This is a genomic window from Limnothrix sp. FACHB-406, from assembly GCF_014698235.1.
In the GTDB taxonomy this organism is placed as follows: domain Bacteria; phylum Cyanobacteriota; class Cyanobacteriia; order CACIAM-69d; family CACIAM-69d; genus CACIAM-69d.
The window spans coordinates 32,713-52,995 of the sequence record NZ_JACJSP010000012.1 but is presented as its reverse complement, the minus strand read 5'-3'; the positions used below and the strand labels follow the sequence as shown (position 1 = coordinate 52,995).

The following is a 20,283-nucleotide window of genomic DNA, read 5'->3' as shown; positions in this document are numbered from 1 at the left end:
GCCCTCAATTTGTTTGCCGCAAAATTGCTGTAAATCCTTCTTGGGTGAAGTGTTTATCAGTCGTCAATGCTTCACGAATACCCCGCTGCTGCATCAAAACAAAGCTGACAGTATCGCAGAGAGAGTAAGTCTTATCAGGGCGATTCTGCAAGAGTGTGACGGCAGCTCTAACCAGAAATTCATCAACCCAAACTATTTCAATCTTTGGTGTATTCAACAATGAGTTGATAAAGTTGATAGCCTTGGTTCGCGAATAGCGCCGTGCCGTTGCTAGCGACATATATTCATCAATAATGAAGCTGTGAGTAATCCAAGCTGTTGCCATTCGATAGGCAGTGACGGCCTGCTGATGGCGCGACTCTTGCTCGTATTGCAGGCAAAGTAGCCCGGAGGTATCGAGAAGTATCATCAAGATTCCAGGTCACTAGCGTAAGCACGTGCCAAGTCAGCATCGATACTTTCATTGTCGAAATCACAAGGCTCATCGAGTGTTAATGTTCCGAATTGCTGCTCAAAAGGACTAGGTTCCGCAGTACTCAACCTATGAGACTCAAGAACTGTTGATTTTTGCCAAAGCTGTTGCAGAATTTGCCAAAGAAGGCGGATTCGATCACCCCATGATAAATTCAGAATTTGTCTGGCTAGGTTTTCTAAAGCTGCGCTGGTCATCTTCCCTAATCCTCTTTATTCAGGGCAGAATTACACTTTAACTTGAGGGAGTGCTGTAGAGGTAGTGGTCAAGGTTGATTGAAAAATCAGCCGGCCAATCTTTCCAGGCTTCCTCGGGGAGTTCTGCGCTTAGGCGCTGGGCAGTCGCAAAAAAGCTGGGTAATGGTGCGGCTTCATCCGTAGCAGATTCCGGTGTCTCTGCTTGGGGTTGTAGCGATGACTGAAGTTGTTGCTGAACAAACATCAGAAGCGTCAAAACAATCTCTATGACGGTTTTGGGTGCTTGGTCGATCGCTAGGAGGAGTCGTTCTTTGGCAGTCATCATTTGTTGGCTCGCTAAGTTTGATAGAAGGCTTTATTGGTGCGCTCAATCTGGAGTGGGGCATCGAACGATCAATAGAGTTCTTGGGCGCGATCGGGCAGCACCTTCAGCCTAGATTATTGCAAGACTGGTGCTAGGGGACGAGGCAAGCGATCGCCCGATTGATCGCCGTTGCGACATTTTGGCAGTGACCCCTGAGGGTTATTGTACTAAAATCAAATAATGGTTGCCGTAACCGCTGTTGTTGCAGTCCTTGTTGTAACCATTGTTGCGGCCGTTCAAATAGTCTCTGATGGAGGAGGCGCGATCGATGAAAGGTCACTGTCTGTGTGGGGCGATCGCCATTGAAGTTCCCGACAAAACCACCGTGGATGCTTGTCATTGTGGGATGTGTCGTCGATGGAGTGGTGGCCCAGCGTTGGGAATTGCTTGCGGTTCCAATGTGCAAATCGAAGGAAGCGAGAAACTGAAGGTTTACCGATCGTCCGACTGGGCTGAGCGAGCATTTTGCGGTGAATGTGGCACGCATTTGTTTTATCGGCTGGTTCCGACTCAGGACTATTTTGTGCCAGCAGGATTATTTGCCGATGACCAGCCTTTTGAATTCACGGAGCAAATTTTTGTCGATCGCAAGCCCCATTACTATGACTTTGCGAACCAAACGGTGAACCTGACGGAGGCGGAAGTGTTTGCCAAGTTTGCCGCGATCGCCCCTGACTCTTCCGAAGGGGAACCCGCATAGTTCCGAATTAATTTGCTGAGTTGAAATGTCCCATGATTTTGAGTTTTCAACTCGATCGGGGCATTGCAATGTTGACGATGAATCATGAAAAACACTGGCAGGGCGATCGATCATTTTTGATCAGCTTGCCAGTGTTTTTGGTGGACTGGTTGTTGATGAATTGCCCAAAAAGCCCATCAACGTTGATTGTTGGGTTGTTGATTGTTGGGCTGCAAAAATGCGGTTCCTAAATTTGTTCGGGAACCCCAATTTTCATCACCTTCATGGGCGTGGTGATGCGTCTAGCTTTCAGGGCTGCGGCAAACTGTTCCGGTGTGCCCGGCAACGAAAATAAGCCGTAATGCATGGGTATCACCAATTTGGGGCGCACCAATTCCACCGCTTCAGCGGCGCGATCGGGGCCCATGGTGAATTTGCCACCAATGCAGGTCAACATCAAATCTACGGGGCCAAATTTTGGAATGAGGGCCATGTCGCCAAACAGGTCTGTATCGCCCGTGTGGTAGAGGGTGGGGCCGTTTTTCACCTTGATCCAAAAGCCGCCCGGGTTACCTGCATAAAAGGGTTGGGGGCTGCCATCTGTGCTGACGGTGGAACTATGAACCGCTGGCACGAATGCCACTTCCACTTCCCCATCCAGCAAGGAAATTTGACCGCCGAAGTTGCCCAGGGCCGGAAATTGCAATTGCTCTTTGGGGTAGCCCAACACGGAAACCAGAGCATTGGCCAAGTCAAAGGTGGCCACCAATTGGGCCCCGGTTTTTTGGCCGATCGCCACTGCATCTCCCACGTGATCGTTGTGGCCGTGGGTGACGAGCACCAAATCAGCCCGATCGAGCTGGTTCAGGATGGCTTTTCCCTCGGGGTTGGCCGGATTTTGCAACCAGGGATCGAGCCACAGCACTTTGCCCGAAGGGGTGGTGAGCTTGAAGGCCGATTGGCCATACCAAACCAGTTCCGTACCGCCGGGGGTTGCGGCCTGGCTGGGCTGGGTGGTTCCCCAACTAACGATGCCCCCGATCGCGGCCAGGCCAATGACCAACGCGGCCAAGAATCCCCATTTCAGATGGCCCAAGGGGGGCCAGTGGGGTCGCCAACGGGGCGATCGCGCCGCCAAATTACGCATACTGATCAACCTCTCAATCTCTGAATTTCTGCAACCAAGGTTCTACGAAGGCTTGACGAAGGCTCGACGGTCGAGTTTTCTCGAAGTTTCGCGATCGAATCACCACCCCATCACCCCCTCATCACCGCTCCAAACGGCATGAGGCGATCGATCCTCTGCGGCGATAATGACTACCCCATTTAGAATTTCCTGGGGTAGATCAGGCCAATGGTAAAGTAGACGGCGTTTGGTGTGCGGGTGCTAACTGCATTCCCGCTCCCTTAATTTCCCGTCACTTTCCTGTTTTTTGAGGCGATTATTTCGCATGAGTAGCAATCCCCCAAGCATCGCTAACCATCCCGCTCTGGTGGATCAAAATGAGCCAGGCGATCGCTCTGGGGAAATAGCCTATCCTGCTTTTTCTTTGGTGTTGCCGATTTTTAATGAAGAATTGGGCGTTGCTCCCACCATCGAACATCTGCAAGCCACCCTCAGTGCTTATCCGGGTGTCTATGAAATCATTGCTGTGAATGATGGTTCCAGCGATCGAACCGGTGAAATTTTGCATCAACTACCCGGTATTCGGGTCATTGATCACAACATTAATCGGGGTTATGGTGCGGCCTTAAAAACCGGAATTCGTCACGCCAAGTATTCTTTGATTGTAATTACCGATGCGGATGGAACCTATCCCAACGAACGGATTCCGGCCTTGGTGAATTTAATTCAACTGGCGGAAGCGGACATGGTTGTGGGGTCGCGGACTGGAGAGAATGTGCAATATTCCAATTTGCGGAAAATTCCCAAGTGGTTTCTCGTTCGCTTTGCGGAGTGGATTACCAAAACCAAGATTCCTGACTTGAATAGTGGCTTGCGGATTTTTCGGAAGGAAATTGCCGATCGGTTTTTGAATATTTTGCCCAATACCTTTAGCTTCACCACCACAATTACGGTGGCCATGCTCACCAATGGCTATACGGTGCATTACGAGCCGATCGACTATCGCCCGCGCCAAGGCCGCAGCAAAATTAAACCGATTCGGGACACTTTGCGATTTGTGCAAATTATTCTGCGCACGGGGCTATATTTTGCGCCGATGCGAATTTTGATGCCCGTTTCAGCGGCCTTTGCGATCGGGTTTTGCGTTTCGTTGGCGCAAGATATTTTTGTGCGCAATGACTTGACGGAAGCCACCCTAATTTTACTGTTGGCTGCCACCCAAACGGCCATTTTGGCCTTGCTGGCAGACATGATTGATAAACGGCTTTGAGGGCTGTTTTGTGGATTTTGCGTGAGCTTTGCGTGGGACTTGCGAATCAGCGCGAACCAACCGATCGCCCCATGGTCTTCTAAAACTTATTGGGTTCGGGCTTGGGGGCTTCGCAGGGTTGCCGCACCAACGTGCCATTGGGCAGGGTTGCCCCACATAACTCGGCTCCGTCGCTCCGAATATTCACCAGGTGAGCATCCCTGAGGTTGGCATTGGCCAAGCTGGCTCCCCGCAAGTCCGCGAACATCAAATTGGAGCGAGCAAAGTTCACTCGATCGAGCTGGGCTGCACTGAAATTGGTGGCCCGTAAATTGGCCCGTTCTAAATTGGCTCCTCGAAAATCTGCCCTGGTGCAGTCGGCTGCGCCTAAGTTGGCCTCTGCCAAGTTTGCCCGCTGGAGATTGACGTTTCGCAGGTTGGCTCCGTAGAGGTTGGCCGATCGCAGATCCGCATCTTGCAGGTTCAAACTGGTGAGGTCTCGATAGCGCAAATCGCAGCCTCGGCAATGGTTGAAAGCCCGCAGTTGCGCCAGCGGATCCAAATTGGGACGGGCGGCAGAAACCTGGGCCACAGGGGCCAACGGCAACCCGATCGCCAGGCCAACCCCCAAAGTCATGCCCCCGATCACCCCTAAACGGGCCAGTCGATCAAGATTGCGCAAAGACTGGTGAGCGGTAATTTTGGCCACGAATCCGAATCCTCAGGGGAAATTGCCAACCATGACAGGCTGGGGATGCAATGTCCGGCAGCAACGGTTGGGAAAGCGCCTCTATCCTAACCAGGCTCGGGGGCGACTGACAGCCGCTGAAGGCCGCTCGATCGCCCCCCAACGCACCGCTCGCGAAAAAACCTTGAAAAACCTTGGTCAAAGCTTTGCGTTTTTTCAAGAGATCATGGTATGGTGATAACCCGTTACGGACGTATAGCTCAGTTGGTTAGAGCACCACGTTGACATCGTGGGGGTCACTGGTTCGAGTCCAGTTACGTCCATTCAGGTTCCGCGAGATTATCCATAACACCTAGCAAAGAGTTCGGCAGAAATTAGTCGGGTCACTTGCTTGATTGCAACTGGGTGACCAACGCCCGCAGCCCCAACCGGTAGCTTTCGGGGCCGAAGCCGGAAATTTGCCCGATCGCCACGGGAGCAATGTAGGAATGGTGACGGAAGCTTTCCCGTTTGTGGATATTGCTGAGATGTACTTCCACGGTGGGAATGGCCACCCCGGCGATCGCGTCGCGGATGGCCACGCTGGTGTGGGTGTAGCCACCGGGATTAATCACCAAACCGTCAAATTGCCCCAGAGCCTCATGGATCCAGTCAATTAACGTTCCCTCGTGATTGGACTGGCGACAATCGATCGCCACTTGCAGCTCCGCCGCATCCTGTTCCAAACGTTCGTTAATGGCCGCCAGGGTCAGGGTTCCATAGACTCCCGGTTCCCGTTGCCCCAGCAAATTCAGATTGGGGCCATGCAAAATCAAGATTTTCACGCGGATTTCGGCGCTCTTTCGCGGTCTAATTCAATGGACTGAGTGGCCCATTCTCGCAAAATTTCAGCCCCAGTTTTTCTGAGGCTTTTCTGAGGGTCGCGCCAACTTCAGGTCAGAATTCGCTCCCCCAATTCCCTAACTCCACCGTGGCGAAATCGTGGGGGGCAAGGGGCTTAAGCCCCTTGTCTGTCGTGCTTGGGCGTAGGTGGGACTATGGTTTGGAACTATGGTTTGGATCAAAAAATCAGCATTTTTACGGGGTTGGCTGACAGTGCCCAACCCCCCTTCAAAGCACAAGCAAGAGGATAGTCCCCTTGCTTGGCGAATCGTCGGTTTAAATCGGTTGTTGAAAGATACGAACGCTTGACGCTAACTTCCCAGGACAAATATCCAATTAGCGGCGGCGATAGGCGCGATCATCCACAGGCACGGGAATCGGTTCCGCCTCCGGCTGGGCCTGTGGGCCAAGCAGCGCTTCGATCACCTTCTGTGCCCACTGTTTCAGCTTTTCTATCACCTGTTCGATATAGTCCATTAATCGAAGGCTCCTTGACGGCGGTTCGATCGACTGTTGAGGGATCGCTCAGAGTCGCATGTCTTTAGATTAACCCAATCCTCTGTTGAGATGGTGCAAATTTGGTTGCAGTTTGCCCGGTGATTTTGCGTTGAATCCCGATCGAAAGGCGGGGTGGCCGCTCTGGGGCGTTAGGTATGGATCCGTTAAATTTGCTAAATTTGCGAAGTTAAGTGTAAAGCCGAGCGCAATGTTGTGCCCTTGGCGCGGGGCTGACCGATGCTTTGGCTCTCCTGCGCTCTGGCCAGGGAACGAGCGATCGCGCAACGAGCAAGGACGAAACCGTGAGTGTAAGTGATCTGTTTACCAAGGGCGGCCCGGCCATGTGGCCGTTGTTAACACTGTCGGTGCTGTCAGTGGGGACGGTCTTTGAGCGCTGTTGGTTTTGGGGGCGCATTTTGCTGCGGGAACGGGAGGTGGCCGATCGAATCCTGGAGTCGGCCCGCAATGACTGGAGCAGCGCCGGCCCGATCGCCAGCAAGGCCCGCGACCAACCGATCGGGCGGTTTTTGGCGGCTCCCCTAAAGCTAGAAGACCCAGACCCGGAACTCTTTCGCCTGGCCCTGGAGTCGGCCGCCGAAGAAGAACTCAGCGCCATGCGCAAGGGCGACAAACTGCTAGAGGCGGTGATTGCTCTTTCGCCCCTGTTGGGCCTGTTGGGCACGGTGTTGGGGCTGATTGGCTCCTTGGGATCAATCCGAATTGGGCAGTTGGGAACCGATGCCACGGCGGGGGTCACCCTGGGCATTGGGGAAGCGCTGATCAGCACGGCGACGGGGCTGGTGGTGGCGATCGGGTCGTTGGCGTTTTATCGCCTCTTTCAGGGGCTAGTGTTTACCCAAGCCAAGTTGTTTCGGCGGGCGGGCAACGATTTGGAGTTGCTCTATCGACAATTGTGGGCCCAGCGGCGCGATCGCCCCGTGTCCAATGGGGAAACAGAGCCAACCCCGGAAGCCTAGAACATTTGATCTATTGCGATTGATTCTGTGTTGATCTACAGCGATCTGCATTGACCAGTACAGGTTGGTACAGATCGATCCTGATCCATTCCATATCGATACTGATCACATCTATATCGATGCCGATTGGATCCATATCGATATTGACCGCAAGAAATCACGGCGATTCGTCACAGCCGATCAACCCTTTTTATTTCGACATTATTTCGACCCTCGTTATCACCGACCGTAGCGATTATGGCGCTGTTAAATTCTGATTCCATGCGGCAAGCGTTAACCTGCGATCGCCTGCCTCTGGCGGTTTACCGTGAACTGGCGGCCCACCTGAACTTGGTCGCTGGGGTGCAGGCGATTTTGTTGCCCCAAACCTCCCAGGAGTTTGATTATTTGCAAAGTCAGGTGGGAGGCGTGGCGATCGAACTGGATCCGGTGCTGGGCGATCGGGCCCGGCAACAGGTGGAAGCGATTTTGGATCACTATGCCGATCGGTTTGGCCCCTGGCGATCGCTCCCCACGACCTAAGCAGTTGCGGGGATTAATCAACAGAATTTGCAGGATCTCGGGGCCCCAACCGCTCTAGGATATTGAACGCTTCACCACCCTTTCAATTCGATTCTTTCACCTCGACTCGATCGCCTGCCATGACTGCCATTCAAGCCCTACGCGGAACCAAAGATATTTTGCCGACCGAAATCGGCTATTGGCAGCACGTGGAAGCCACCGCCCGCCAAGTGCTGGGCCGCGCCGCATTCCGGGAAATTCGTACCCCCATCTTTGAGCAAACGGAGCTGTTTGCCCGGGGCATTGGCGAAGCAACGGATGTGGTGGGTAAGGAAATGTATACCTTCACCGATCGGGGCGATCGCTCCTTGACCCTGCGGCCGGAAGGCACGGCGGGCGCAGTGCGGGCCTTTGTGGAGCACAAGCTCTTTGCGGCTGGCGGCCCCCAACGGTTGTGGTATTGCGGCCCCATGTTCCGGTACGAGCGCCCCCAGGCGGGCCGGCAACGGCAGTTTCACCAAATTGGCGCGGAACTGTTGGGTAGTGGGGATGCGCGGGCGGATGTGGAAGCGATCGCGGTGGCCGTGGAGCTGCTGAATCACTTGGGGTTGAAATCGTTGCGGATGTTGCTGAATTCCGTGGGCGATCGGGTCGATCGCGCCACCTATCGGGCCCAACTGGTGGACTACCTCACGCCATACTTCGCGGACTTGGATCCGGATTCCCAAGATCGCCTCAGCCGCAATCCCCTGCGGATTTTGGATAGCAAAGTGGCCAAAACCCAGGAAATTTGCCAGGAAGCCCCCAGCATTTTAGATGCCCTCTCGCCCGAGTCGGCCGCGCGGTTTGCCAAGGTGCAACAGGCCCTGACGGATTTGGGCATTGCTTACCAAGTGGATTCACGACTGGTGCGAGGGTTGGACTACTACAGCCACACGGCCTTTGAAATCCAGTCCGATGACTTGGGCGCACAGGCCACCGTTTGCGGTGGTGGTCGCTACGATGGCTTGGTGAGCGAGCTGGGCGGCCCGGAAACGCCGGCCGTGGGCTGGGCGATCGGGATGGAGCGGTTGATTTTGTTGTTGCAACAATTGCAACCCTTGACGGGCGATCGGGTGGATTTTTACGTGGTTTCCCGGGGCGAACAGGCCGAACAACAGGCCTTGAAAGTGGCCCAAGTTCTGCGGCAGGGGGGCTTTGCGGTGGAAATGGACTTGAGCGCCAGTGCCTTTGGTAAGCAATTCAAACGGGCTGATCGCGCCGGAGCTGCCGCTTGCGTCATTTTGGGTGATGCGGAGGCCGAAAACGGCACGGTGCAGCTCAAATGGCTGGCTTCTGGGCATCAGGAGGCGATCGCCCAAGTGGACTTAGCGGCCAAGGCTGAACAGTTTCGTCAGCAGATTTCTCAGTAAATTCCCCAGTAAATTCCCCGATAAATCTGCAAAAGCACTACAAAGGAGCCAAATCAGCGCTTATTAGCGCTCAATTCTGAGCTGCTCATTTTTGATCTTCAGAGGCGCGATCGGGAATGGGAATGCGGGCCGCCGTGCGCAGGATTTGGCCCGCCAGGATCGCCGCTCCGAAGCCGTTGTCAATGTTCACCACCCCCACGCCCGCCGCGCAGGAGTTGAGCATGGTCAGCAGCGGGGCCAATCCGTTGAAGTTGGCCCCATAGCCCACGCTGGTGGGCACGGCCACCACCGGCACATCCACCAACCCCGCCACCACGCTGGGCAAGGCCCCTTCCATCCCCGCGACCACAATCAACACGTCAGCCTGGGCCAGGCGATCGCGGTGGGCAAACAGCCGATGAATACCCGCAATTCCCACATCCCAGAGCCGATCGACCCGAAATCCCATTAACTCAGCGGTCACCGCCGCTTCTTCCGCCACGGGTAAATCAGCCGTTCCCGCCGACACCAGGGCGATCGTGCCGGGCCGAAGCTGGCGACGCAGGGCGGCCGGCGACTGCCAAGCGCAAATCCGCGCCAAGGCGTGGTAGTACAAATCCGGCACGATCGCAGCAATTTGGTCATAGGCCGCGCGATCGACCCGCGTTGCCAAAATCACGGGCGCGCCCCGATCGCGCATCGCCAACATAATCGCTGCGATCTGTTCCGGGGTTTTGTTTTGGCCCCAAATCGCCTCCGGAAACCCCGTGCGCCGTTCCCGTTGCCAATCCACCTTGGCAAACCCTTCCACCGCAAAAAAACCCTGATCTTGCAGGTTGGCCATGGCCTGTTCAGGGGCCACCCGCCCCGCCGCGACCGCCTCCAGCAACCGTTTTAGATCCTCCATCGGTGCGCCCTGCTCCATCATTGCCTTCACTTTCCCAAAATTGCCCAGGTTCCGCGCCCATCCTGGCTCCTAGAGATCCAGTTGCAAAATGGGCGATCGGGGGTTTGCCATGGTTCTGGCAATGATCTCCGCCACCAGTTCCGGCGCTTCTTGAATTTGCTGCCCCCCTTCCAGAGGCAAAAACGCCTGTCGAGTCTGGGCTAACCAAGCCGCATGGGGCCCCTTGGCTGAACGCCCCCGATCGCGCCCGGTTTCGCGCACAGCCCGCAGCGTCCAAACTGGACAAACCAGACTATCCCAATTCTTCGTTTCCAAAATTTCGGCCCGAACCGTGCCCCACTCCAAATTGATCGGTGATGCAGGCGATCGAACCGCCCGCTTCAGCAAGGATGGGGTCGCCGTTTGCCGCCTGCGACGGGGAGAACCCAACTGTGGCCACCGGAATCGTAATTGAGCACCTTTCAAGGTTTGCTCCGGATCCACCAGCAACACCCCCAGCACACGATGGGGACGATACAGGGCATAGCTGATGGCGATCCAAGCGCCCAAGTCGGCTCCCAGCAGCCACAGCCGATCGACCCGCAGCGCGTCCAACCACTCATCGATCGCCGCCAGCAACCCCGGCAACGACTCCCAGCGCGGCCGCCCCGACTCCCCCACCCCGGGCAAGTCCGGCGCAAGGCAATGGGTCGATCGCCCCAACGCTTCCAAAAGCCCCTGCCACTGGCCGCCGTCATGGGCTGCCCCATGCAAACAAACCACCGCCAGCGAGTTCGGCTTTCCCGCCTCTCGCCAAAACCAATCCCCTCGCGGCAACCGCATTCGGGCATTACGCACCAGTTGGGCCGCTGTCTGGGGTTTAATCCACAACGGCTTGGCCTCTGAAATAATCCTGGACTTGTCTCGCATGATCATGCGCCAACAACATCCCCCCGATCGAACTTGGCGCAAACAAGCCCACTTCTGCAATTTCCAGTTGATCCACCGGGGCGATCGCTCCAGTCACCTGCACTTCCACAGAAATGTTCACGGCATGGATTCGAGGGTCGCGGTCAAAGGCCGAATAAACCCCCACTAACCGCCCCACCGCCACAACGGTGAGACCCGTTTCCTCCGCCAGCTCACGGTGAATGGTCGAAGCGATCGTGTCGCCCCAATCCACCAAACCACCGGGTAACGACCACAGGCCGTTATCCCGCCGCTTCACCAGCACGAACCGGCCATCCGGCATCACCGGAATCATCGTCACACCCACCAGGGGATGGCGAAACACCACACCCAAAACTGTTTTGACATAGCGCCAAACTTGGGCCAAAGGACGAAAACCGGTCACGGCCAAATTTCCCAGTTCATTCAGGGGATGCCAACGGGGTTGAAAGGTCAGCAAGAACCTGAGTTGGATGAATTTCAGGCTTCACTTTCCGATAGATTTGCTCAATCCTACCATCTACCCCAATAACGAAAGTCTGTCGGAAAACTCCGATATATTCTTTGCCCATGAATTTTTTAGGGCCATAGCTCTCATAGGCGGTAGCGACGGAACCGTCGAGATCACAGAGTAACGGGAAAGGAAGTGAAAACTTCTGGGTGAATTTCTGGTGAGCTTTTGCGTCGTCTGCACTGACACCCAAGATCACGGTGTTTGCTGCTTGGAATTCAGCGTGGTGGTCGCGGAAACCGCAGGCCTCTTTGGTGCAACCGGGCGTGTTGTCCCGAGGATAGAAATAGAGCACCACCCGCTGGCCCCGCAGCGCCGACAGTTGCACCAAGTTGCCTTCGCCATCGGGCAGGGTGAAATCGGGGGCGAGATCGCCAACTGAAAGGGTCATAGGTCAAAAATTCACTGCAAGAGGGATCTGGAAGCAACGGAGCTGAAACCAACCGAAATTCAGGCTGAATTCAACCGAGATTCAACCGAAATTCAAATAGCCAACTCCATCGCAAAACAGCAAAACCCGATCGAGTCAGGCCAATCCCACAGCAGGGCAGCACCTGAACGAGATCGGGTTGCCAATTCGTTCACCAAACCTGTTAAACGGTCATGATGTCCTTTTCTTTTTCCGCTAGCAAGCTGTCAATTTTGGAGATGAATTTGTCCGTGGTTTTTTGCACCTGATCTTGCAAATCACGAGCTTCATCTTCTGACAACTCGGCGCTCTTTTCTTGCTTACGAATTTGATCGATCGCCTCTCGCCGCACGTTGCGAATGGCGACCTTGCCTTCTTCGGCATACTTCGAGGCCACCTTCACCAGTTCCTTGCGGCGCTCTGAGGTGAGGGGCGGAATATTCAGGCGAATCACCGAACCATCGTTATTGGGCGTGAGGCCAATATCTTCATCCATCGAGATCGCTTTTTCGATCAACGACAGGGTGGTTTTATCGTAGGGCTGAATCGCAATGGTGCTGGCATCGGGGGTGCTGATGCCGGCCAAAGACTTCAAAGGCGTAGGAGTGCCGTAATATTCCACCACAATTCGATCGAGCAGGGAGGTGTTCGCCCGCCCCGTTCGAAGCGTATTAAAAGAGCGCAGGGTGGCTTCCACACTCTTTTGCATGTTGCTTTCAACGTCAGCTAACTTCACAGCGTCCTCCTACAATCGTGCCGACTGATTCTCCCATGACCGCGCGCTGAATATTGCCGCTAACGGTCAAGTCAAACACCACGATCGGGATGTTGTTTTCCTTGCACAGGGCGATCGCGGTACCATCCATCACGCGCAGATCCTGCGTCAAAACATGATTGTAGTTGAGGCTGGTGTAGCGTTTTGCCTCAGGATTGGTCTTTGGATCCGCGTCGTAGATCCCATCCACCTTCGTGGCTTTAAAGATCACATCCGCATCAATTTCCGCCGCTCGCAGCGCTGCCGTTGTGTCCGTGGTAAAAAACGGGTTGCCGGAACCAGCCCCAAAGATCACCACTCGTCCCTTTTCTAGATGACGAATGGCGCGTCGTCGAATGTAGGGTTCAGCCACTTCTTGCATGGCGATCGCGGTTTGCACTCGGGTGGGTACCCCTTGGCGCTCTAGGGCATCTTGCAGGGTCATGGCGTTCATCACCGTGGCGATCATGCCGATGTAGTCACCCGTGGCCCGATCCATGCCGCCGGCCGCCGCCTTGACTCCTCGGAAAATATTGCCACCGCCCACCACGATCGCCAGTTGCACCCCCGTGGCCATCACCTCCGCCACTTCGCGGGCAATGCCGTGGACAATTTCGGGATCGATGCCATAGGACAAGTCACCCATCAGCGCTTCGCCGCTGAGCTTCAGTAGAATTCTTCGGTATTTAGAGTCCATTCGGCTACGATCTCGCGTTGCTAGAGTCCAAGCTTCCCCCATAGGATATCGCAAGGCATTCCATGCGCATCAGCTTGGCTGAAAGGGTTGTGGGATGTCCCTTGGGCGATCGGGCAATCTCTATTAAACTCTTTATGGCTATCCAGTTATACTTATTGGGTCATCTCATTGGGTCATCGCACATTGGGCCATCTTGCTCCTGTGCTCCCATGCTGAATTGCCCTCACCAGCAGCCTGTTTGCTCCCAAACGCTTGCATATTCTCCAACGCCATTGCTTGGCCCCCTTCTGGCATGACTGATCAAGATTGCAACCCGCTGACCCCTGAAGTTTTGACCTCGATCGCTGACTATTTCAAGGTGCTTTCGGAAGTGAGCCGCTTGCAAATTTTGTGTTGTTTGCGATCGGGGCCCATGAACGTGATGGAACTGACGGAAGCGACGGGTTTTAGTCAAGCCAACTTGTCCAAACACCTGAAGATTATGACCCAGGCGGGCATCTTGTCCCGGCAGCCCAAGGGCGTTAGCGCCTATTACGAAGTGGCGGATCCCAAGGTATTTGTGCTTTGTCAGAGTGTTTGCGATGGCATTGGCGATCGACTGCGGCAACAGGCTCAACAGTTCCAATTGGGCCCGACGGGAATGGGCGATCGAGCAGGGCGATCGGCCGCCCAAAGCCACCCCGGATGATCGCGGCAATCGTGCAGCAGCAACCATTCAAGCGGCCATGATTAGCGATTAAACAGGCTGTTAACCGAATTCATCGATAGGAAATCACGGACTTTATGGACGTGCAAGAACTGATTCAGCGCGGTGCAGCGGGTGAACAAAAATTCCATCTCATCCAAATGCGGGATGTGGAATTAACCGCCATGAATTTCCAGGGATTTGACTTTAAGCAAGCGGATTTTCGGCAAGCAAGATTAGGTAAAAGCAACCTCAGCCATTGCAATCTGCAACAGGCGGATCTGAGTGAATCGCTGCTTTGGGGAACGAATTTGCATGGAGCAGATTTGAGCGAGGCAACGCTGCGAGAGGCAGATTTAACGGGGGCAATTTTGACGCAAACTTGCTTGAAGTTCGCCAACTTTTGCAAGGCAATTTTGAGCGGTGCGGATTTGGCGCGGGCAGATTTGCAAGGGGCCGTTTTATATGAGGTGGATTTTCGATCGACCCCTAATCACCACACGAATTTGCAGCACGCCCACTTTGCGGAGGCAGATTTGAGCTATGGCCAACTGAATGGGGCAATTTTGCGCCATGCATCATTGGAGGGAGCCAAGCTCTGCCGCGCCAATTTACGCCGCATTTCCGGCGCAACGCCTCTGATTACGGATCTGACGGGAGCCAATCTGAAGCGTGCTGACCTCAGCTATGCGGATCTGACGGGGGCGATTTTGCGGGATGCGGATTTGCGCGGGGCGGATTTGACCGGAACGCTGTTGGGGCAAGCGGATTTGCAGGGGGCCGCCCTGCCGGATGGCTTTGCGTTGCAAGTATCCTAGGGGTGATTGCCCGATCGGGTCGATGGCTCGATCGGCTCCATATCGTTCAGGCGATCATTCTGGCTGTTGAAGCGGCTCAAGATTGCCACCCGCTGCCAGCGCTCATCCTTCGGCTATCTTCCGGCCATTGCTCCGGGACAGGTTCGGGACAGGTTTGGAATATTAAAGATCATCCGTTTCCTCGATCGCCTGGTGCTGCAATCGGCGGGAAGTGCGGCGAAATCGTTTGCTATTCAACCGGGGTTCCAGGACTTCGCGCCCGTCTCGCTGGATTTTGCGCTTGAAGGAGCTTTCGGTTTGGCGTTGGCGCTCTTGGGCGGCTTCGTAGTCGATCGCCTCCTCAAGCAACTCCAGATAGAAAGGATATCGTTCCCAGTCGCCGCGAACGGCGCAGTCTGGCTCATTGCGGTGGCGACAATCCCCATAGCGACAGGGGGCGATCGCTAGCCGTTGCTGAATTTCGGGAAACAGGGCCGGAATGGCAGCGGGGCCACAGGTCAGTTGAGGCTGATTGAATCCCGGCGTATCCGCCAGCAGACCACCACCCGGCAGCTCAAATAGCTCCACGTGGCGGGTGGTGTGGCGACCGCGGGCCAATTTGCCGGAAACGGCGGCCGTTCGTAGATCCGTGCCAATTAAGGCCCCGATCGTGCTGGACTTGCCAACGCCGGACGGGCCCGCCACAACGGTTGTTTGCCCCGCAAGGGCCTCATGTAGGGTTTGGAGTCCCTGTTGTTGATAAACACTAATCAGTAATGGGTCATAGCCCCAATTTCGCAGCCGATCGCGCCATTGCTGGCAGTCCGCCGCCGACAGCAAATCCCGTTTGTTCAGGCAAAGGGTGACCGCCAGCCCCGTAGACTCCGCTTTCACCAAGAATCGACTCAGTTGATGGGGATCCAAGGCGGGTTCCGCTAGGGCAAAAACCAACAACACCCGATCCACATTGGCCACGGGCGGCCGATCGAGCCAACTGCGGCGGGGCAAGACTTCTTCGATCGCCCCCCGTTGACCTTGCCAGTCCGGTTCCACCACCACTACCCGATCGCCCACGGCCACTTGTTGACCCACCTTTTTCAGGCGGGCCCGCCGCAAACACAGCAACCGTTGAGTGGTGCAGGTGGCGGGAATGGGAGCACCAGGGTCAAGCTGCACCCAGTAATAGTTGGCTTGCACGGCCAAAACCGTGCCCATTAACCGTTCGATCGCGATCGGCTCAGCGGGGAGAGTCGTTGCCTGCCCGGTCATGACTCCGCAGCAGCAGCGGCCGGCTTGCGCACTTGCAGCACAAAGTGACCATCTGCCGCCTCGGGGTGAGGGCCCAAAAACTCGATCGCATAGCCCGCCATGGTTAAACTATCGGGCACTTGCTCGATCGGCTCCCCCGCATCCAGCCACACTTCCAGCAGCGCCCCGGCGGCCATCTGTTGCAGTTTCAACTTGGTGCGCACAAAGTTGATGGGGCAGGGCGTTCCCCGCAGATCAAGCTGTTCATCCGGTTCCAGGGCGATCGCCGCCATCCTGTCAACTCCTTTCCAGTCCCCTAATGAAACAAATTACCTAAAAAACCGCGGCCCCCCTTATGGGTCGAGTCGCCACGCAGGGCCGCCAATTTCTCGAGAATTTCCCGCTCCTCATTGCTGATCCGCGTGGGAATCTCAATCTGCACCGTAATCAGGTGATCGCCGCGCTGGCTGGGGTTCCCCAAGCGAGGCACGCCCTTGCCCTCCAGGGTTAACACCGTGCTGGGTTGGGTTCCGGCCGGAATTTCCAGCGCCTCCGTGCCATCGATCGTTTCCACCTCGATCGTGGCCCCCAAAATTGCCTGCAAATAGCTCACGGACAGTTCCGACAGAATATTGATGCCATCCCGTTGGAACTGTTCCTCCTCATTCACAAAAAGGTAAACGTAAAGATCCCCAGGCGGGCCGCCGGCCTTGCCCGCGTCGCCTTCGTTGGAAACCCGCAGTCGCGTGCCGTTGTCTACCCCAGCCGGGATGGAGATTTTGAGCTTTTTGGTGACCTGTTTGGTGCCGCGGCCGCCGCAGTCGGTGCATTTGTCCTCAATCACTTGACCCGTACCGTTACAGGTGGGGCAAACGGACACTTGCGCAAAACTGCCGAAGGGCGTGCGGGTGGCTCGGCGCACTTGGCCTGAGCCGCCACAGGTGCCGCAGGTTTTGGGGCTGGTTCCCGGCTTGGCTCCGGAACCGTTGCAGGTGTTGCAGGTTTCCAGATGGCTAATCCGGATTTCCTTTTCGCCACCGAAGATGGCCTCCTTGAAGTCAAGGCGCAAATCGAGGCGGAGGTCATCCCCCCGCACCGGCCCGCTGCGTCGTCGGCCACCACCGGGCCCCCCAACCCCGCCAGCTCCGGCAAACCCACCAAAGAAGGTTTCAAAAATGTCGGCGAAGCCCCCCATATCGCCCACACCAAAGTCGCTGAAGCCTGGCCCCCCGGCGGCTCCCGACACACCGGCTTCGCCAAAGCGATCGTACCGGGCCCGCATTTCTGGCTCCGAGAGCACTTCGTAGGCTCGGTTAATTTCCTTAAACCGCTCTTCTGCCCCCGCCTCTTTGTTCACGTCGGGGTGATACTTCCGAGCTAACCGACGGTAGGCTCGCTTAATTTCGTCCTTATCTGCGTCGCGAGATACGCCGAGAGTCTCGTAGTAATCAGCCATAGCGCGATTTCAATCGGTGTGTGGGTGGTTAGGGGCAACTCCAACAGACGAAACTTAACAAAAGGGGGTGTGACGCTGCAACTGGCGAGGGGGCGTAATTGCCGTCTATGGATGAGGGGGGTTACCCAGGCCAATCTTGGGAGAGTTGGCCTGGGCTGGCGACTGTTGGAATGGGTCGAAATTGGCTTGGGAATCGATCAAGATTGGAGCGATCGGGCGTTTAGTCCTCGATCGCCTCGTAGTCGGCCGCGATCGTGGAGTCATCGTATTCCGAATCGTCATCCTCCGGTAACTCAATGCCCAAATCCGTGAGGGCGATCGAGGCGATCGGGGATGGCGGATCCACACTCAACTCCGGCATCGAAAAGCTATTCCCATCCCCGTTGGCCAACAGGTTCACCGCAGGCACGGCAGGGGTGACCGCCGGAACCGGGCTGGGGCTGGGAACGCTGACGGGCGCGGGACTGGTGGCCACGGGAGTCACGGGCGGCGGCGTGACCGGGGTGGAGGCGATCGGGGGGGAGCTGAATGCTGAACTGGTTGGCCCCGTCACGGAAGGAGCGGGAGCGGGGGATGGGAATTGCGGGGAAGATGAGGGCTTGTTGGCAGCTTCCGAATTCTGATAAGCCCGTTTACCCACCGACAGTAGGGATTCCTGAAGCGCATTGAATGCCGATTGCAAATCCTCAAAGCGTGCTTCCGGATCGCTATCCAGTCGCCCAAGGGTGTCGGCCTGGGTTTTCAGCACTTGGTGCAACGAATCATCGATCAGATCGGCATTGCTTTGGAGTGCCGATTCATAGCTATACATCAGGCTATCAATCTGATTTTTCAGATCCACGCGCTGCCGTCGGTTGCGATCAAGATCGGCAAATCTTTCCGCATCCTGCCGCATCCGCTCCACTTCTTCCGTGGACAGGCCACCGGTATTGGTGATCCGGATACTTTGCTTTTGACCCGTGCCTTTGTCCACGGCCGAGACCTTGAGGATCCCGTCAGCGTCAATTTCAAAGGAGACTTCGATTTGCGGCAGGCCGCGGGGAGCGGGGGGAATGCCGGTCAGCAGGAACCGGCCAAGGCTCTTGTTGTCGGCAACCATGGCCCGCTCCCCTTGGGCCACATGGATTTCCACGGAGGTTTGACCATCGATCGCGGTGGAGAAGACTTGCGATCGGCAGGTGGGAATCGGGGTGTTGCGATCGACAATCCGCGTAAACATGCCCCCCAGGGTTTCCAACCCCAAGGATAGGGGAGTCACGTCCAGCAACAGCAGGTTTTGCACTTCGCCGCCCAAGACTCCCGCTTGGATGGCAGCCCCCAGGGCCACGGCCTCATCGGGATTCACGGAGCGATCGGGCTGACGACCCGCAAACCTGGCGCTGACGGCCTGTTGGACGGCGGGAATGCGAGTGGAACCCCCCACCAAAATGATTCGATCGATCTGATCGGGCGCAAGGCCCGAATCCCGAATGGCTTGATCCACCGGGTCGAGCGTGGCCTGCACCAAGTGTGCCACCAGTTCTTCAAACTTGGTGCGGGTCAGCTCCATTTCCAAATTCTTGGGCCCCGTTTCGTCGGCGGTGATGAACGGCAGGTTCAGGGAGGTGGTGGGGGAACCGGACAGTTCAATTTTGGCCCGCTCTGCCGCTTCCCGCAGGCGCTGGAGGGCCATCTTGTCTTCGAGCAGGTCAATGCCCTCGATCGCCTTGAACTCTTCGATCGCCCAGCTAATGATGCAGTTATCAAAGTCATCGCCCCCCAGGTGGTTATTCCCGGCCGTGGCCTTCACTTCAAAAACCCCATCCCCCAGTTGCAGCACCGACACATCAAACGTGCCGCCGCCCAGGTCAAACACCAGCACCGCCCGATCGACATCCTGCTTGTCAACACCGTAGGCCAAAGCCGCCGCCGTCGGTTCATTCACGATCCGCAGCACTTCCAGACCCGCAATCTGGCCCGCGTCTTTCGTGGCCTGGCGTTGGGCATCGGTGAAGTAGGCAGGAACCGTGATCACCGCTTGGGTGACCGCCTCCCCCAGGTAGGCCTCCGCGTCCTGCTTCAGCTTGTTCAGCACCATGGCAGAAATCTGCTGGGGCGTGTAGGACTGGTCGCGAATTTTCACATCCACGGTCTCATCGCGCCCGGCCACGCAGGTGTAGGGCATGACACGCCGCTCGGACTCCGTTTCATTCCAACGGCGACCGATAAAGCGCTTGATGCTGAAGACCGTGTTTTCGGCGTTGGTGACCGCCTGCCGTTTGGCCAGCTCCCCCACCAGCCGTTCGCCCCCTTTGCCAAACCCGACAATGCTGGGAGTGGTGCGGGCCCCCTCCGAGTTGGGAATGACGATCGCTTGGCCGCCTTCCAGAACGGCGACGCAGCTATTGGTCGTGCCAAGATCGATCCCGATAACTTTTCCCATAGTTTTCAACTCAATGGCAGCAGCGGTTCAATCATCCCCATCACGGCAAGATTGATCGATACCTCATCAATACCCAGGCAGTTTCCATTGGCCTTCATATTGACCGGTTTTCGGAACAAACACACCGCAACCCGGCGATGAATGGTTTCAAGCTCAATTTCTAAAACTTTAAGATCGAGAGCTGAGAGTTCCGGCACTCGAATTTTTTTGGAACCCCAACGGTCAGAACCCAAACTTCTAGAACAAGCCGCTAGAACGAATTGCCCGGTAGAGCCAATGACGAAACTGGGCTGAAGAGGAGGCCACCACATCAGCACTGAACCCGGAACCATAACCCGGAGCCGTTGGGCCAGAGCCTGGGACGATCGATTAACCGATCACTAACCGATAACCGAGGCGATCGCCCCAGGGCCATCGCTGAATCATCATTGACCCTGATCCCAACG

At 56.1% G+C, this 20,283-nt stretch carries 26 protein-coding genes and 1 tRNA gene; 9 read left to right on the top strand and 18 right to left on the bottom strand.

The window, feature by feature from the left end; translation table 11 throughout:
* Nucleotides 1–4: 4 nt before the first annotated feature.
* From H6G53_RS12610 to H6G53_RS12600, 3 genes are read right to left on the bottom strand one after another with little or no spacing between them, the layout of a single operon-like run.
* Nucleotides 5–409, bottom strand: a complete 405-nt coding sequence (locus H6G53_RS12610; protein ID WP_190533426.1) for a type II toxin-antitoxin system VapC family toxin — start codon at nucleotides 407–409, stop codon at nucleotides 5–7.
* The gene (locus H6G53_RS12605) at nucleotides 409–669 is read right to left on the bottom strand and encodes a hypothetical protein (protein WP_190533423.1); all 261 of its coding nucleotides are present in this window, start codon (nucleotides 667–669) and stop codon (nucleotides 409–411) included. The genes H6G53_RS12610 and H6G53_RS12605 overlap by 1 nt, the downstream gene beginning before the upstream one ends.
* A gap of 37 nt (nucleotides 670–706) precedes the next feature.
* Nucleotides 707–991, bottom strand: a complete 285-nt coding sequence (locus H6G53_RS12600; protein WP_190533420.1) for a hypothetical protein — start codon at nucleotides 989–991, stop codon at nucleotides 707–709.
* A 310-nt stretch (nucleotides 992–1,301) separates the two neighbouring features.
* Between H6G53_RS12600 and H6G53_RS12595 the strand changes: the two genes are divergently transcribed.
* Nucleotides 1,302–1,733 (top strand): GFA family protein, encoded by a 432-nt coding sequence (locus H6G53_RS12595; RefSeq protein ID WP_099532085.1) that lies wholly within the window; start codon nucleotides 1,302–1,304, stop codon nucleotides 1,731–1,733.
* 226 nt (nucleotides 1,734–1,959) lie between these two features.
* Here the strand turns inward: H6G53_RS12595 and H6G53_RS12590 are convergent, their stop codons facing one another.
* Nucleotides 1,960–2,859 (bottom strand): metal-dependent hydrolase, encoded by a 900-nt coding sequence (locus H6G53_RS12590; RefSeq protein ID WP_190533417.1) that lies wholly within the window; start codon nucleotides 2,857–2,859, stop codon nucleotides 1,960–1,962.
* Nucleotides 2,860–3,163: 304 nt separating this feature from the next.
* On the opposite strand from H6G53_RS12590, the gene H6G53_RS12585 reads away from it, so the two are divergent.
* On the top strand, nucleotides 3,164–4,108 hold the full coding sequence (locus H6G53_RS12585; protein ID WP_190533414.1) for a glycosyltransferase family 2 protein: 945 nt from the start codon (nucleotides 3,164–3,166) through the stop codon (nucleotides 4,106–4,108).
* A gap of 79 nt (nucleotides 4,109–4,187) precedes the next feature.
* Here H6G53_RS12585 and H6G53_RS12580 read toward each other — a convergent pair whose 3' ends face one another.
* Nucleotides 4,188–4,796 carry a pentapeptide repeat-containing protein gene (locus H6G53_RS12580; protein ID WP_190533411.1) on the bottom strand — a complete coding sequence of 203 codons (609 nt, stop codon included), beginning with the start codon at nucleotides 4,794–4,796 and terminating at the stop codon, nucleotides 4,188–4,190.
* A 31-nt stretch (nucleotides 4,797–4,827) separates the two neighbouring features.
* On the opposite strand from H6G53_RS12580, the gene H6G53_RS12575 reads away from it, so the two are divergent.
* Together H6G53_RS12575 and H6G53_RS12570 are read left to right on the top strand one after the other, a co-directional pair.
* Nucleotides 4,828–5,013 carry a hypothetical protein gene (locus H6G53_RS12575; protein ID WP_190533408.1) on the top strand — a complete coding sequence of 62 codons (186 nt, stop codon included), beginning with the start codon at nucleotides 4,828–4,830 and terminating at the stop codon, nucleotides 5,011–5,013.
* Nucleotides 5,014–5,024: 11 nt separating this feature from the next.
* Nucleotides 5,025–5,098, top strand: a tRNA-Val gene (locus H6G53_RS12570).
* A 60-nt stretch (nucleotides 5,099–5,158) separates the two neighbouring features.
* Here H6G53_RS12570 and aroQ read toward each other — a convergent pair.
* A complete protein-coding gene (aroQ, locus tag H6G53_RS12565; RefSeq protein WP_370567146.1) occupies nucleotides 5,159–5,599 on the bottom strand; it encodes a type II 3-dehydroquinate dehydratase in 441 nt (146 codons plus the stop codon).
* Nucleotides 5,600–5,993: 394 nt separating this feature from the next.
* Entirely contained in the window at nucleotides 5,994–6,134 is a 141-nt protein-coding gene (locus H6G53_RS12560) for a hypothetical protein (RefSeq protein ID WP_190355392.1), read from the bottom strand.
* A gap of 323 nt (nucleotides 6,135–6,457) precedes the next feature.
* Between H6G53_RS12560 and H6G53_RS12555 the strand changes: the two genes are divergently transcribed.
* The 3 genes from H6G53_RS12555 to hisS all read left to right on the top strand — a co-directional run bounded on the left by H6G53_RS12555 (nucleotide 6,458) and on the right by hisS (nucleotide 9,045).
* Nucleotides 6,458–7,132 (top strand): MotA/TolQ/ExbB proton channel family protein, encoded by a 675-nt coding sequence (locus H6G53_RS12555; RefSeq protein ID WP_190533405.1) that lies wholly within the window; start codon nucleotides 6,458–6,460, stop codon nucleotides 7,130–7,132.
* A 237-nt stretch (nucleotides 7,133–7,369) separates the two neighbouring features.
* Nucleotides 7,370–7,654 carry a hypothetical protein gene (locus H6G53_RS12550; protein ID WP_242030902.1) on the top strand — a complete coding sequence of 95 codons (285 nt, stop codon included), beginning with the start codon at nucleotides 7,370–7,372 and terminating at the stop codon, nucleotides 7,652–7,654.
* A gap of 119 nt (nucleotides 7,655–7,773) precedes the next feature.
* Nucleotides 7,774–9,045 carry a histidine--tRNA ligase gene (gene hisS / locus H6G53_RS12545; protein ID WP_190527263.1) on the top strand — a complete coding sequence of 424 codons (1,272 nt, stop codon included), beginning with the start codon at nucleotides 7,774–7,776 and terminating at the stop codon, nucleotides 9,043–9,045.
* 85 nt (nucleotides 9,046–9,130) lie between these two features.
* On the opposite strand, the gene larB is transcribed toward hisS, so the two are convergent.
* The 6 genes from larB to pyrH form a co-directional block, all read right to left on the bottom strand.
* On the bottom strand, nucleotides 9,131–9,931 hold the full coding sequence (gene larB, locus H6G53_RS12540; RefSeq protein WP_099532088.1) for a nickel pincer cofactor biosynthesis protein LarB: 801 nt from the start codon (nucleotides 9,929–9,931) through the stop codon (nucleotides 9,131–9,133).
* A gap of 69 nt (nucleotides 9,932–10,000) precedes the next feature.
* Nucleotides 10,001–10,801, bottom strand: a complete 801-nt coding sequence (locus H6G53_RS12535) for an alpha/beta fold hydrolase (RefSeq protein WP_190533403.1) — start codon at nucleotides 10,799–10,801, stop codon at nucleotides 10,001–10,003.
* Nucleotides 10,791–11,318 (bottom strand): NUDIX hydrolase, encoded by a 528-nt coding sequence (locus H6G53_RS12530; protein ID WP_234406562.1) that lies wholly within the window; start codon nucleotides 11,316–11,318, stop codon nucleotides 10,791–10,793. The genes H6G53_RS12535 and H6G53_RS12530 overlap by 11 nt, the downstream gene beginning before the upstream one ends.
* Nucleotides 11,281–11,760, bottom strand: a complete 480-nt coding sequence (gene bcp / locus H6G53_RS12525; RefSeq protein WP_099532071.1) for a thioredoxin-dependent thiol peroxidase — start codon at nucleotides 11,758–11,760, stop codon at nucleotides 11,281–11,283. The genes H6G53_RS12530 and bcp overlap by 38 nt, the downstream gene beginning before the upstream one ends.
* A gap of 202 nt (nucleotides 11,761–11,962) precedes the next feature.
* Nucleotides 11,963–12,514, bottom strand: a complete 552-nt coding sequence (frr, locus tag H6G53_RS12520) for a ribosome recycling factor (protein WP_099532072.1) — start codon at nucleotides 12,512–12,514, stop codon at nucleotides 11,963–11,965.
* Nucleotides 12,501–13,229 carry a UMP kinase gene (pyrH, locus tag H6G53_RS12515; protein WP_099532073.1) on the bottom strand — a complete coding sequence of 243 codons (729 nt, stop codon included), beginning with the start codon at nucleotides 13,227–13,229 and terminating at the stop codon, nucleotides 12,501–12,503. The genes frr and pyrH overlap by 14 nt, the downstream gene beginning before the upstream one ends.
* Nucleotides 13,230–13,521: 292 nt before the next feature.
* Here pyrH and H6G53_RS12510 point away from each other — a divergent pair, with 292 nt between their 5' ends.
* Nucleotides 13,522–13,917, top strand: a complete 396-nt coding sequence (locus tag H6G53_RS12510) for a metalloregulator ArsR/SmtB family transcription factor (RefSeq protein WP_099532074.1) — start codon at nucleotides 13,522–13,524, stop codon at nucleotides 13,915–13,917.
* Nucleotides 13,918–14,012: 95 nt separating this feature from the next.
* Complete coding sequence (hetL, locus tag H6G53_RS12505) at nucleotides 14,013–14,732, top strand: heterocyst differentiation pentapeptide repeat protein HetL (protein WP_099532075.1); 720 nt, start codon at nucleotides 14,013–14,015, stop codon at nucleotides 14,730–14,732.
* A gap of 162 nt (nucleotides 14,733–14,894) precedes the next feature.
* On the opposite strand, the gene rsgA is transcribed toward hetL, so the two are convergent.
* The 5 genes from rsgA to H6G53_RS12480 all read right to left on the bottom strand — a co-directional run bounded on the left by rsgA (nucleotide 14,895) and on the right by H6G53_RS12480 (nucleotide 20,070).
* A complete protein-coding gene (gene rsgA / locus H6G53_RS12500) occupies nucleotides 14,895–15,980 on the bottom strand; it encodes a small ribosomal subunit biogenesis GTPase RsgA (RefSeq protein ID WP_190533399.1) in 1,086 nt (361 codons plus the stop codon).
* Nucleotides 15,977–16,252 (bottom strand): sulfurtransferase TusA family protein, encoded by a 276-nt coding sequence (locus tag H6G53_RS12495; protein ID WP_099532077.1) that lies wholly within the window; start codon nucleotides 16,250–16,252, stop codon nucleotides 15,977–15,979. Before H6G53_RS12495 ends, rsgA begins: the two co-directional genes overlap by 4 nt.
* Nucleotides 16,253–16,275: 23 nt before the next feature.
* Nucleotides 16,276–17,415, bottom strand: a complete 1,140-nt coding sequence (dnaJ, locus tag H6G53_RS12490) for a molecular chaperone DnaJ (RefSeq protein WP_190355385.1) — start codon at nucleotides 17,413–17,415, stop codon at nucleotides 16,276–16,278.
* A 220-nt stretch (nucleotides 17,416–17,635) separates the two neighbouring features.
* Nucleotides 17,636–19,837, bottom strand: a complete 2,202-nt coding sequence (gene dnaK, locus H6G53_RS12485; protein ID WP_190533396.1) for a molecular chaperone DnaK — start codon at nucleotides 19,835–19,837, stop codon at nucleotides 17,636–17,638.
* A 5-nt stretch (nucleotides 19,838–19,842) separates the two neighbouring features.
* Nucleotides 19,843–20,070, bottom strand: a complete 228-nt coding sequence (locus tag H6G53_RS12480) for a hypothetical protein (RefSeq protein WP_190533393.1) — start codon at nucleotides 20,068–20,070, stop codon at nucleotides 19,843–19,845.
* Between the last annotated feature and the right edge of the window lie 213 nt (nucleotides 20,071–20,283).

Bases quoted from the DNA above. Each gene is read 5' to 3' on its own strand.
- H6G53_RS12590 (WP_190533417.1), bottom strand. From the start codon at position 2,859: ATGCGTAATTTGGCGGCGCGATCGCCCCGTTGGCGACCCCACTGGCCC.
- H6G53_RS12560 (WP_190355392.1), bottom strand. From the start codon at position 6,134: ATGGACTATATCGAACAGGTGATAGAAAAGCTGAAACAGTGGGCACAG.
- bcp (WP_099532071.1), bottom strand. From the start codon at position 11,760: ATGACCCTTTCAGTTGGCGATCTCGCCCCCGATTTCACCCTGCCCGAT.
- dnaK (WP_190533396.1), bottom strand. From the start codon at position 19,837: ATGGGAAAAGTTATCGGGATCGATCTTGGCACGACCAATAGCTGCGTC.
- hetL (WP_099532075.1), top strand. From the start codon at position 14,013: ATGGACGTGCAAGAACTGATTCAGCGCGGTGCAGCGGGTGAACAAAAA.
- hisS (WP_190527263.1), top strand. From the start codon at position 7,774: ATGACTGCCATTCAAGCCCTACGCGGAACCAAAGATATTTTGCCGACC.
- H6G53_RS12550 (WP_242030902.1), top strand. From the start codon at position 7,370: ATGGCGCTGTTAAATTCTGATTCCATGCGGCAAGCGTTAACCTGCGAT.
- H6G53_RS12605 (WP_190533423.1), bottom strand. From the start codon at position 669: ATGACCAGCGCAGCTTTAGAAAACCTAGCCAGACAAATTCTGAATTTA.
- rsgA (WP_190533399.1), bottom strand. From the start codon at position 15,980: ATGACCGGGCAGGCAACGACTCTCCCCGCTGAGCCGATCGCGATCGAA.
- larB (WP_099532088.1), bottom strand. From the start codon at position 9,931: ATGGAGGATCTAAAACGGTTGCTGGAGGCGGTCGCGGCGGGGCGGGTG.
- H6G53_RS12495 (WP_099532077.1), bottom strand. From the start codon at position 16,252: ATGGCGGCGATCGCCCTGGAACCGGATGAACAGCTTGATCTGCGGGGA.
- H6G53_RS12510 (WP_099532074.1), top strand. From the start codon at position 13,522: ATGACTGATCAAGATTGCAACCCGCTGACCCCTGAAGTTTTGACCTCG.
- H6G53_RS12600 (WP_190533420.1), bottom strand. From the start codon at position 991: ATGACTGCCAAAGAACGACTCCTCCTAGCGATCGACCAAGCACCCAAA.
- dnaJ (WP_190355385.1), bottom strand. From the start codon at position 17,415: ATGGCTGATTACTACGAGACTCTCGGCGTATCTCGCGACGCAGATAAG.
- H6G53_RS12610 (WP_190533426.1), bottom strand. From the start codon at position 409: ATGATACTTCTCGATACCTCCGGGCTACTTTGCCTGCAATACGAGCAA.
- H6G53_RS12575 (WP_190533408.1), top strand. From the start codon at position 4,828: ATGACAGGCTGGGGATGCAATGTCCGGCAGCAACGGTTGGGAAAGCGC.
- pyrH (WP_099532073.1), bottom strand. From the start codon at position 13,229: ATGGACTCTAAATACCGAAGAATTCTACTGAAGCTCAGCGGCGAAGCG.
- H6G53_RS12585 (WP_190533414.1), top strand. From the start codon at position 3,164: ATGAGTAGCAATCCCCCAAGCATCGCTAACCATCCCGCTCTGGTGGAT.
- H6G53_RS12595 (WP_099532085.1), top strand. From the start codon at position 1,302: ATGAAAGGTCACTGTCTGTGTGGGGCGATCGCCATTGAAGTTCCCGAC.